Raw genomic sequence first — 10,095 nt, forward strand, 5'->3', positions numbered from 1 at the left:
GGCACATGGGGCATGAGGAACTGATGACCGCTGCCGTCAAGGAGCGTGTTGCCGGGGAGTGTGAGAATTGGTTTCGGGCGGGGGTGTCCACCGAGCCGTGTAACCGGGCGGGCGCCGAGGCCGCCGTCGCGGCACGGTATCGGGCCCATGGGCTGAGCGCCCCGGAGACCGTCGTCTGGATGGACTCCCCGTTGGGCGGCGCGCTGGCCTCCTGGGTTCTGCGCCATGGTCTTGAACACCGGCTGGACGGGACCTTGTTCAGCGACACCGACGCGGGGCCGCCGATACAACTGCCTCCCGAGTTCGCCGAGTTGGCCGAGCGTCGGCTCCGCGAGCAACTCCCCCCGGGGACGGGCGGGCACACACGGCACATGCTGGCCGGGCCGTTCGGCGACGCCCTCGTCGACGCGCAGAAAGCGCTCGTCGAGGCCCTCGGCTCGCCCCTGAGGGACATGCTCGGCGTGGCCTGGGAGCGAGGAGAGTCCGGCGCCTACGAACTGAACGAGGCGATGGACAACATCCTCAGATGGCAGCCGAAGCCGAACGACGTCCTCAGGCGCTTCGGACTACTGGCCTACCGGGACCTGTTGGCGAACCTCCGCGGTCCGGTCCCGGCCCACATCGTGCGGCCCGAGGTGGACAGGGGTGACGTCATCACCCCGCCGCCCCCGCCGAGCCGCGAGGAGGTCCACCTCTGGGAACAGTTCGGCGGCGCGCGGGACTCCTGGTCGCACGCCGAGGACCTGCTCCACTGGCGTTCCATGCTGTCCGCCGCGGGGCTGTCCGCGTCACCGGCCCTCGACGCCGAGCAGGACGTCCTGTACCGGGTCGGCCGGTGGTGGCCCCTGGAGGGCGCGGCCGTCCTCACCGAGCGGCCGGTCCTCCTGCGCTACGTCGAGCCCGCCGCCGGCGAGATCGATCCCACCGGCGTCCTCATCCGGTACGCGGACGGCTGTCAGCTGGAGAGTGCCGCGTAGCCGACGAACGCGGAGAACGCGGCGGGGCTCACCGTGAAGACCCCGGCGGCGGGGTTCTTGGAGTCGCGGAGGGCGATGTGGGGGGTGAGATCGGCGACTTCGAGGCATTCGCCGCCGCTACTTCCGCTGTAGCTCGACTTGCGCCACTCGGCGGTGGCGAGAGGGGCGCACTCGATGCACTGGCCGCCGGTGTCGCCGCTGTACGACGACTTACGCCACCGCGCGGCCGTCAGGTCCTGGCTGGTGCCCATAACGCTCCTCCATCACGCGCGCGATCAGCTCCGCCGAGGCCTCGACCGAGAGGGCGGCGGCTTTGAGGTGATCGTAACGGAGGAAGCCCTCCTTGAGCGTGGCCGGATTGGCGGTCATGTGCCCCTGCACGAAGTCCTCGGTGTAGACGATGTCCGGGTCGTCTTCGAAGCGCAGGAGATTGAACGAGCCCATCAGCCCTGGGTGTTGGCCGTGCTCAAAGGGCAGCACCTGGACCTGCGACCAACCGTCGCGAGGAAGCTCCAACAGGCGGGTGAGTTGGTTCCGCATGACCTCGCGGCTGCCGATCTGCCGGTGCAGGACCGCTTCGTCCAACACCACCCACACCACCGGTGGTTCGTGCCTCGCCAGGATCCTCTGCCGCTCCAGCCTGGCAGACACCTTCGCGTCGAGGTCCCCTTCGCTCCGGGTGCCCAACACCGCTCGGGCGTACCCCTCTGTCTGAAGGAGCCCGTCCACCAACTGGGCTTGGAACGAGGAGATGTACGCCGCCTTGGCCTCCATCTCCGCATACGCCTGAAACCACGTCGGAAGTTGGCTCCTGAGCACCAGCCCGATCAGTCGCGAAAACGCCCCGTCCGTCATCAGCGCCGCGTCGACGCGCTCGGCGAAATCCCTGGTGGGGACCATGTGGGCGGTCTCGATCTGCCCGATCAGGGACCCCGTGCAGAAGATCGAGGAGCCCAGCTCGCCCTGTTTCATGCCCGCCGCCTCTCTCTGGCGGCGCAGTTCGGAGCCGAAGTAGTCCAACGGGGAAGCGCTGGGATCGAGTTCGCGGATGTTGGGCACGGCGGCGGTCACCCCCAGGTCCGAACGCCGGGCGGCGTTCAATTCATGCTGTAGCCGAGCGTAATCACTCCACTCCACGCTGGTGACATGAATCACGCAACTGACCCCCCACAGGCGGCGATTGCCGCGAGGTACGGCGTCAACTTCACCGTCGGTGAGCACTCGGCGCGGCACCTGCGGCGCATCCTGCGGGCGTACCTGATCGCCTGGGAGATGCCGGAGCTGAACGACGCCGCCGGGCTGGCGCTGACCGAGCTGGTCGCGAACGTCGTACGGCATGTGCCGGACCGGCGGGCGGCGCTGCTGATGCTGTGGCGGGCGGACGGCGTACGGGTGGAGGTGACCGACACGTGTCCGCGGCCACCGTTGTCCACAGCTGTGGATGAGATCGGGGAGGGCGGGCGGGGGCTGATGATCGTGGAGGGGGTCACCGACCGGTGGGGGTGGAACCCGCTGCCGGGACGGGCGGGGAAGACGGTGTGGTTCGAATGCCGGGTGAAGCGGGATCCCGCTCTGGGTGAAGTCTGCGAGTCCTCGGCTCCTGCGAGTCGAACGCCGCCACCGGACTGAGAGGGAGCCGGTCTACGCTGCGTTCATGACCTCTGCCGCCGCACGCGCCGCGTTGGACATCACCGCCGACCTCCCGGTCCCCGCCCTGGAGGACTTCTACCGGGACCTGCACCGCCACCCGGAACTGGCCTTCCAGGAGCACCGTACGGCGGCGAAGCTGGCCGAGCGCCTGACCGGGGCGGGGTACGAGACGTACGAGGGCATCGGCGGCACCGGAGTCGCCGGGCTGCTGCGCAACGGCGAGGGCCCGACCGTACTGCTGCGCGCCGACATGGACGCGCTGCCGGTGACCGAGGAGACCGGGCTGGCGTACGCCTCGGGGACGCCCGGTGTGATGCACGCCTGCGGGCACGACATGCATGTGACCTGGCTGGCCGGTGCGGCGGCGGCGCTGGCCGCCGGACGTGACGCCTGGTCCGGGACGCTGCTCCTGGTCGGGCAGCCCGCCGAGGAGTCCGCCAAGGGCGCCGCGGCGATGCTCGCGGACGGGCTCTACGAGCGCCTTCCGCGCCCCGACGTCCTGCTCGGCCAGCATGTGACTCCCGGGCCCGCGGGCCTGTACGCGCATGTGCCGGGGCTGATCATGTCGGCGATGACCGACATCGACATCGTGGTCCACGGGCGGGGCGGGCACGGCTCGCGGCCCGAGACGACCGTGGACCCGGTGGTGACCGCCGCGTACATCGTGACCCGGCTGCAGACCGTCGTCAGCCGCGAGGTCGCCCCGCGCGAGTCGGCCGTGCTGACCGTCGGCCGTATCGAGGCGGGCACGGCCTCGAACATCATCCCGGCGACCGCCCGCATCTCGCTGAACCTCCGTACGCAGTCGGACGCGGTCCGGGACCGGATGATCGCCGCCATCCACCGGATCGCCAAAGGCGAGTGCCTCGCCGCGGGCTGTCCGCGCGAGCCCGAGGTGACGCTGGGCAGCAGCTTCCCGGCGACGGTGAACGACCCGGAGACCGACCACCGCGTCGCCGCCGTCCACCGCGAGGTGTTCGGCGCGGCCACCGTCTTCGACTCCGGCCCGGCGATGGGCAGCGAGGACTTCTCGCAGCTCGCGGAGGGCAAACTGCCGTACTCCTACTGGTTCGTGACGAGCACCCCGGCCGCGGTGTGGGACGAGGCGCCGGGCGAGGACCTGATGACGAGGTTCGACGCCGTCCCCAGCAACCACAGCCCGCTCTTCGCGCCCGACCTGTCCGTGGTCGCACCGGGCGTCCGGACGCTGGTGTCCGGGGCGCTCGCGTACCTCGCCCCCGCCGGCTAGCCGGCGAGTTCCGTCGCCTGTAGCTCCTCCAGGTGTTTCTGTACGTGGCTCAGTGCGCCCTCGCGGCGGCCGGGGACCCGGCGGCGCAAGTGGGCCAGGGCGGCGCCGAGTTCGCGGGCCGGCGCCGCGTCGGCGATGCTGCTCCACTGGTGGTGGGCCCGGTCGGTGGCCGTCTCGACGGCGGGGGCGTCCGGGGGGTGGCCTGCGCCGAGGCGGGTGTTCGCGACGGCGAGCCAGGTCCGGCAGCTGCGGACCGGGTCCCCTGCGAACATCGCCAGGTCCGCGCGGACTTCCATCCAGTGCAGTACCTGCTCGGAGGCGGGGCCGTGCATCCGCAGGGCTTCCTGCTCCTGCTGCGCGGCGAGTGCGTCGGCGTCGCCGTGGCGCTCGGACTGCACTGCGGCTGTGATGAGGGCATGGGTGGTCGGGGCGATGGGGGCATGGGGGGTCGGGGCTGCTGGTGCCGGAGCCGGGATTTTCGCCCCCTCCGCCCCTACCCGTCCCGTACCGGGGGGCTGCCGCCCCCAGACCCCCGCGTCGGCCTTGACGGCCTCGTCCTCAAACGCCGGACGGGCTGAAAGATCTCCCCCGGGCGGACGGTCGGTGAACAGGACCATGTCCCCGTACCCGCCCTCCCCCGCTATGCGCGTCAACGCGTGCTGGTGGAGTTGCGGAAGTGGTGGGCGGTGGCCGCTGCGGAGGAGGGTTGCCACGGCCTTCATGTACGTCGGGGTCGCCACCGTGCGGCGCGGGGGAGGCGGGGCGACGCGGCCGTACAGCGCGGCGGTGCGGCCCGCGGTGAGCGGGTGCGCGGTGAGGTGCTGCCACGTTTCCGGGTCGGCGTGCAGGTCGGCCACGATGCTGGTCATGCCCGGCGGGCGCAGCCTGAGTTCCTCGGCGATCCAGTGCCAGGGGAAGGCGGTGTAGCGGACCGTCGCCGGGGTGGTGCGGGCCAGGGCGAGATGGGGGAGGCGCTGGCGGCGGTCCAGTTGGAGCTGGCCCGTGACGAACATCGTCAGTGGGCCGGGGGCCGCCGCCGCGGCACGCAGCCGGGTGAGGACGGCCTGCGGCTCCAGCGGGTCGGCGAGTTCCACGACGTTCGCGGTGTCCGCGCCGGACAGCACGGCGGGGGACACCGCCGCGAGCACGGGGAGCACGGACGCCGCGTCCACGAGACACCCCTTGCCCACCGGCGAGGCCGCAAGGAGCAGCACGGTTCCGGGCACAGGTTCCCTCCCCATCGATCACGTACGCCAGCACCGTAACCGCTGCGCCTGCAAAGGGGGGAGACAGGAGTGCAAACGCCCTGCTATGACGCGGCTTGTACCTCACTCACAGGTGGCTGTCGACGTCGTACGGCGAAGATCGTCGTGTCGTCGGCCAGCCGTCCGCCGCAGTGCCGCAGGGTGGCGTCGCGGACGAACTCCGCGAGGCGCTGCGGATCGGCGATGCGCGGATCCTCGGCCACGGCGTGGGCCACGCTGTCGCGGAGCGGGAAGAAGGCCCCGGAGGAGTCGCGGGCCTCGGTCACCCCGTCCGTGACGAGGAGCAGGGTCTCGCCGGAGGTGAGCGGGACGACGATCAGTGGCGCCGAGTGATGTGCCAACTCGCTGAGCCCGAGCGGGAGTCCGTCCCCGGGCGGCAGCGAACGTACCCCGTCGGGGGTGATGACGAGCGGCGGTTCATGGCCGAAGTTGATGACCTCGACGGTGTCGACGGAGGCGGGCCGAGCCGGGAGGTCGGGGGAGACCGGGGCCTCGGGCGGATGCGCGCTGTCCCGCCGGGTCGGGCCCTCCCAGGCGGCTTGGGGAAAGCCGACCAGGATCGCCGTCGCGAAGCGGTCGTCCTCGTCGTAGCCGAGCGCGGCGCAGTAGTGGGCGTGCCGGAGCATGCGGATCTCCAGGCGTTCGGAGACGGTGCGCAGGAGGCGCTCGTGGTACGCGGACTCGCGGAAGGTGCCCAGGAGGGCGGCCGCCGTCTCCACCGCCTTGAGTCCCTTGCCCTGGACGTCGCCGAGGAGCACGCGGGTGCCGTACAGGCCGGGCTGGATGTCGTAGAAGTCGCCGCCGACGCGGGCCTCGCTGTCGGCTGCGAGGTACACGGCCGCGTGTTCCAGGCCGCCCCAGCCCGGTGCCAGCGGGCGCAGCAGGGTGCGCCGGGTGGTCTCGGCGACGTCCTGCATGTGCAGCATGCGCCGCTCGCCGCGGACCCGGACCGCGCAGGCCAGCGTCGCGAGGATGCCGCCCACGGCGACGAGGATGAAGTCGGGCAGGCCGGTCTGGTACTGGTGCGGCCAGGACGTGTCGACGGTGAAGTAGGTGATCAGCGAGAGCACCGCGTACGCGCCCGTGCCCCACACCCCGCAGATCGCCGCCGCGATACCCGGCACGAGCACGATCCAGGAGATGATCCGGAACTCGCCGGAGGTGTTCGCGTCGGCCAGTGTGATGCCGATGAGGAGGAGCAGCGGCGGTACCCAGCCGACGCTTCGGCCGCGCAGCCGCAGGATCTTCTGCCGCTGGACCGCGTCCGGCCGTCCCGCGGGGGGCAGTTGCTCGATGTCGGACCGCCGGCTGCCCACCTCGCCGTACCGCCTCTTTCTCGTGCCCGTCAGTACGCGACCGACATCCGGGCCCGCGGATGGGCGTCCTTCTCCAGCTCGTCGACGAAGGCTACCGCGTAGTCCTCGGCGCTGATCCGGGCCGCGTGGAGGTCGTCGGCGAGCAGCTGGTCGCCGCCGACGCGGAACCGGCCCGTGCGTTCGCCGGGGGCGATCTGGGGGGCGGGGGACACGTAGGTCCAGTCGAGGCCGTCGTCGAGGGTGCGGAGGTAGGTGAGGACGTCGCTCTGGGCGAGGGCCTCGGGGAGGTATGCCTCGGGGAAGCCGGGCTGGTCCGCCAGTGCCTGACCGGGCGCGACCTCCAGGCTGCCCGCTCCCCCGACGACCATGAGCCGCCGTACGCCGGCCGCCCGTACACCCTCCACCAGCGACTGGTTCAACGCGAGAAAGGGCGCCCGGGGATCCGTACCGTCGCGGGGCGGCGCGCACGCCGAGGCCACCGCGTCCGCGCCCGCCGCCAGCTCGGCGACCTTCGCCCGGTCCGAGATGTCCGCCGCCGCCGTGGTCACGCCGGGGACCGGGGACTGCCCGGACCTGCTCACGGCCGTGACCTGGTGTCCGCGTGCCGAAGCCTCCGTGGCGATACGGCTGCCGACCATCCCGGTGGCGCCGAAGAGTATGAGCTTCATGAAGCTCAGCGAAACACGGTGCGCTGAGCCCCGCATCCCGACTTGCCAGCCACCGGAGCGAGGTGTGCCCTGGAGGCAGGGGCGAGGAGAGAGGAGTGCTCCCATGGCTCAGGCAGCACCCGCATCACCGGCGTCAGGGACACCGCGTACGACCGGACCTGATCAGCCCGGCATCATCGACGACCTCATCGGCGAGCGGGCCGCGACGGTCCTGAAATGGGCGACGCCCGTCGTCGGCGGTCTCGTCTACGGCTTCTGGGCGGCGGCCATCAACCGCGACACCGGCGCGATCACGGGCTGGAACGTGCTGTTCGGCTTCGTGTGCGCGATCGCGTTCGCCGCGGCCTGGACCGGTGTCCGCATGATGGCGCCGCTGATGCGCCGTGAACTGCACGCGCTGATGTGGATGGCGTTCGCGGGCATCGCGTTCGGCTTCATCTACAGCCAGACCGGCGCGACCGTCCTGCGGTCCGTGATGATGTCGCTGGCGGTCGCGGTCAGCGTCTTCGCGGCGCTCTTCTACCACTACTACACCCACGAGGACGCGGAGGGGCACCGGGTGAAATGACCCCCGGTACACGGCACACGAGGCCCCGGCTACCGCGCCGGGGCCTCGTGTGTCTCCCTCACTCACCTACCCCCTGGGACCCCAGTCCCAGGAGCTCGCGGAGGAGCCGGAGATGCTCCAGCTCCATGAACCGGAGGCGCTGAAACTCCAGGAACCGGACGAACTGGAGGCGGAGTCACCGTTGTTCCACCGGTCGCTGTCGCCGTTGTTCCTGTCGTTGTTCCAGCTGTTGTCGCCGTTCTTCCAGTTGTCGTCGTCCCAGGCCCCGTCCTTCCAGCCGGGGCACGGGTCCTGACAGCTGGGCACCCCTTGCCTGCCGATGTCCACGTTGGTGGCGCTGGCCCAGCCCTGTGCCCCGACGAGCCAGAACCAGTCCGTGTTGCCGAAGACGCTCTGCCCCTGCACGGCGCACAGGACGCGGTCCTGACTGCCCGGCGAGAGTCTGTCGACCACCGGCGAGTGCGTGGTGGGGTCCTGTCGTACGTTCATGGGACCGCGGGAGACGACGGTGCCCCATATGGGACTGCCCGAGCCGCCGCCACCGGAGTTGGTGGTCGCCGGCGTGGCCGCCGCCGAGGTGCCCGCCACGGCGACGGTGAGAACACCGCCGGTGAACAGGCCCACAGCAAGGGTCCGCAGGGCCGGGTTGGTGCGCATATCGGCCTCCTTTTCCCCAGAACCAGGTAACACCCGTTCGGGTGAGGGCTCCACCGGAGAGCGCACGGGCCGTGCGGTTACTGGGCTGCGGGCGGGTGCGCGGTGAACTCCGTACGCGGGTGTTCCTGGCCCCCGTACGGCTTGTCATATGCGCCCATTTGCAGCCAGAACGCTCGCGCGGGATGTCGTGGGGGCCTTGCCTGGAGGGGTGTCCCACCGTGCCCGCAGCGCCCTGTCGGCCGCGCTGATCGTCCTCGCCTGTCTGCTCACGCCGCTGGGCGCGCTCTCGGCCTGGGCGCTGTACGGGATCGGCGACACGGCCCGCTACGAGGCGACGATGGCGCCGCTGGCCGCCGACGCGGACGTACGGGACGCGATCGCGGCCGGGGTCACCGACGGGATCATGCGAGAGGTCCATGTACGGCCGCGGATGCAGGGGCCGGTGAACTCCTTCGTGCGGGACGCGGTGCGCTCGTTCACGCAGACGGAGGCGTACCGCACGGCGTGGGAGGCGGCGAACAAGGCCGCGCACGACGCGATGATGCGGGCGCTGCGCGACGACAGCGAGGGTCCTGTGACCGTCGACCTCGCGACCGTCACCGAGCGGGTGAAGCGCCAACTCACCGACGACCACATGCCGTTCGCGGACCGTATCCCCGTCGAGCACACCGAGGTCACGGTGCTCGGGGCCGAGGAGCTGGTCGAGCTCCGGAAGGGTTTCCACGTGCTCGAAGTCGCCGCCTTCTGGCTGCCGGCCGCCTCCGTCGTCCTCACCCTCGCGGGGATCCTCGTCGCGGTGTGCCGCCGCCGCGCGGTGCTCGCCACGGGGCTCGGCACCGCGCTGGGCGCCGCGCTGCTCGGCCTCGCGATCGCCGTCGGCCGCCGGCTCACCCTCTCCGACCTGCCGCCCGGCGTCTCGTACACAGCGGCGGGCGCGGTGTACGACGCGCTCACGTCCACGCTCCGCCTCGCCTGCTGGCTGCTGCTCGCCCTCGGCGTGACCGTGGCCACCGCCGCCCTGCTCACCGGCGCGTACGCCCGGCACCGGCGGAGGGCGGCGCAGGCTCCGGCGCCGGCCGAGGAGGCTACGACACAGGTCCGGGCCTGACACCCCCGACCTCACTCGTTCGGCCCACCCCTGATGCGTACCCCCGCACCCGGGGCGAACCTGCCATTGACCTCCAGGCCAGCCCAGAGGAGACCCCCATGACCCAGCAAGCCGCGCCGCCCTTCGATCCCAAGCACCCCACAGCCTCGGCCCGAGGCTCGGCCTGGGCCACCGGCGGCACCGTCTTCGCCGGTGTCCTGATGATGGTCAGCGGCATCCTGAGCGTGCTCAACGGGATCGCGGGCATCGCCGCCGACGACGTCTACACGCGCCTGGGCAGCTACGTGTACGAGTTCAACCTCACCACCTGGGGCTGGATCCACCTCGTCATCGGCGTCCTGGTGGCCATCACCGGCTGGGGCATCCTCCAGGGCAGGGACTGGGCCCGCGGCGCCGGCATCGGCCTCGCCGCCCTCTCCATGGTCGAGTACTTCATGTTCCTTCCCTACGCCCCCTTCTGGTCGATCATCTCCATCGCCATCGCGGTCTTCGTGATCTGGGCGCTCGCGACGGCGGGACGGCCCTCGACCACGACGTAGTCCCCCGGCACCGGCCGCCAGGGCAACCCGCCACCGCCTCACCTCGTCCTTAGGGTTCTCAGGAGAGAATTCGACTCCCCGCGGACGAGCGAAAGGCC

12 protein-coding genes are annotated in these 10,095 nt (G+C 71.4%); 6 read left to right on the forward strand and 6 right to left on the reverse strand.

The window, feature by feature from the left end; all coding sequences use genetic code 11:
• Positions 1-179 precede the first annotated feature (179 nt).
• Positions 180-977 (forward strand): hypothetical protein, encoded by a 798-nt coding sequence (locus tag ACFVKT_RS12130; protein WP_385730357.1) that lies wholly within the window; start codon positions 180-182, stop codon positions 975-977.
• Here the strand turns inward: ACFVKT_RS12130 and ACFVKT_RS12135 are convergent.
• Positions 956-1,228 (reverse strand): DUF397 domain-containing protein, encoded by a 273-nt coding sequence (locus tag ACFVKT_RS12135; protein WP_385730359.1) that lies wholly within the window; start codon positions 1,226-1,228, stop codon positions 956-958. The genes ACFVKT_RS12130 and ACFVKT_RS12135 overlap by 22 nt on opposite strands.
• Positions 1,188-2,036, reverse strand: a complete 849-nt coding sequence (locus ACFVKT_RS12140) for a Scr1 family TA system antitoxin-like transcriptional regulator (RefSeq protein ID WP_385731055.1) — start codon at positions 2,034-2,036, stop codon at positions 1,188-1,190. Before ACFVKT_RS12140 ends, ACFVKT_RS12135 begins: the two co-directional genes overlap by 41 nt.
• An 87-nt stretch (positions 2,037-2,123) precedes the next feature.
• On the opposite strand from ACFVKT_RS12140, the gene ACFVKT_RS12145 reads away from it, so the two are divergent.
• Positions 2,124-2,606 (forward strand): ATP-binding protein, encoded by a 483-nt coding sequence (locus ACFVKT_RS12145; RefSeq protein ID WP_385730361.1) that lies wholly within the window; start codon positions 2,124-2,126, stop codon positions 2,604-2,606.
• A 25-nt stretch (positions 2,607-2,631) separates the two neighbouring features.
• On the forward strand, positions 2,632-3,876 hold the full coding sequence (locus tag ACFVKT_RS12150) for an amidohydrolase (RefSeq protein WP_385730363.1): 1,245 nt from the start codon (positions 2,632-2,634) through the stop codon (positions 3,874-3,876).
• Here ACFVKT_RS12150 and ACFVKT_RS12155 read toward each other — a convergent pair.
• From ACFVKT_RS12155 to ACFVKT_RS12165, 3 genes are all read right to left on the reverse strand, one after another.
• Positions 3,873-5,102, reverse strand: coding sequence for a hypothetical protein (locus tag ACFVKT_RS12155; RefSeq protein ID WP_385730365.1), 1,230 nt, complete (start codon positions 5,100-5,102; stop codon positions 3,873-3,875). The genes ACFVKT_RS12150 and ACFVKT_RS12155 overlap by 4 nt on opposite strands.
• 83 nt (positions 5,103-5,185) lie before the next feature.
• Positions 5,186-6,457, reverse strand: coding sequence for a PP2C family protein-serine/threonine phosphatase (locus ACFVKT_RS12160; protein ID WP_385730367.1), 1,272 nt, complete (start codon positions 6,455-6,457; stop codon positions 5,186-5,188).
• Positions 6,458-6,486: 29 nt separating this feature from the next.
• Entirely contained in the window at positions 6,487-7,125 is a 639-nt protein-coding gene (locus ACFVKT_RS12165; protein WP_385730369.1) for an NAD(P)-dependent oxidoreductase, read from the reverse strand.
• A gap of 103 nt (positions 7,126-7,228) precedes the next feature.
• Here ACFVKT_RS12165 and ACFVKT_RS12170 point away from each other — a divergent pair, with 103 nt between their 5' ends.
• Positions 7,229-7,693, forward strand: a complete 465-nt coding sequence (locus ACFVKT_RS12170; RefSeq protein WP_385730371.1) for a hypothetical protein — start codon at positions 7,229-7,231, stop codon at positions 7,691-7,693.
• Between the two features lie 66 nt (positions 7,694-7,759).
• On the opposite strand, the gene ACFVKT_RS12175 is transcribed toward ACFVKT_RS12170, so the two are convergent.
• Positions 7,760-8,350, reverse strand: a complete 591-nt coding sequence (locus tag ACFVKT_RS12175; RefSeq protein ID WP_385730373.1) for an SH3 domain-containing protein — start codon at positions 8,348-8,350, stop codon at positions 7,760-7,762.
• A gap of 208 nt (positions 8,351-8,558) precedes the next feature.
• Here ACFVKT_RS12175 and ACFVKT_RS12180 point away from each other — a divergent pair, with 208 nt between their 5' ends.
• Together ACFVKT_RS12180 and ACFVKT_RS12185 are read left to right on the forward strand one after the other, a co-directional pair.
• Entirely contained in the window at positions 8,559-9,458 is a 900-nt protein-coding gene (locus ACFVKT_RS12180; protein WP_385730375.1) for a hypothetical protein, read from the forward strand.
• Between the two features lie 98 nt (positions 9,459-9,556).
• Entirely contained in the window at positions 9,557-9,997 is a 441-nt protein-coding gene (locus tag ACFVKT_RS12185) for a hypothetical protein (RefSeq protein ID WP_385730377.1), read from the forward strand.
• The last annotated feature ends 98 nt before the right edge of the window (positions 9,998-10,095 follow it).

The organism is Streptomyces sp. NPDC127595 (assembly GCF_042671685.1).
Lineage (GTDB): Bacteria > Actinomycetota > Actinomycetes > Streptomycetales > Streptomycetaceae > Streptomyces.

Excerpts from the sequence above, each read along its gene's own strand:
- ACFVKT_RS12130 (WP_385730357.1), top strand. The coding sequence starts at position 180 with ATGGACTCCCCGTTGGGCGGCGCGCTGGCCTCCTGGGTTCTGCGCCAT.
- ACFVKT_RS12135 (WP_385730359.1), bottom strand. The coding sequence starts at position 1,228 with ATGGGCACCAGCCAGGACCTGACGGCCGCGCGGTGGCGTAAGTCGTCG.
- ACFVKT_RS12145 (WP_385730361.1), top strand. The coding sequence starts at position 2,124 with ATGAATCACGCAACTGACCCCCCACAGGCGGCGATTGCCGCGAGGTAC.
- ACFVKT_RS12150 (WP_385730363.1), top strand. The coding sequence starts at position 2,632 with ATGACCTCTGCCGCCGCACGCGCCGCGTTGGACATCACCGCCGACCTC.
- ACFVKT_RS12165 (WP_385730369.1), bottom strand. The coding sequence starts at position 7,125 with ATGAAGCTCATACTCTTCGGCGCCACCGGGATGGTCGGCAGCCGTATC.
- ACFVKT_RS12170 (WP_385730371.1), top strand. The coding sequence starts at position 7,229 with ATGGCTCAGGCAGCACCCGCATCACCGGCGTCAGGGACACCGCGTACG.
- ACFVKT_RS12175 (WP_385730373.1), bottom strand. The coding sequence starts at position 8,350 with ATGCGCACCAACCCGGCCCTGCGGACCCTTGCTGTGGGCCTGTTCACC.
- ACFVKT_RS12185 (WP_385730377.1), top strand. The coding sequence starts at position 9,557 with ATGACCCAGCAAGCCGCGCCGCCCTTCGATCCCAAGCACCCCACAGCC.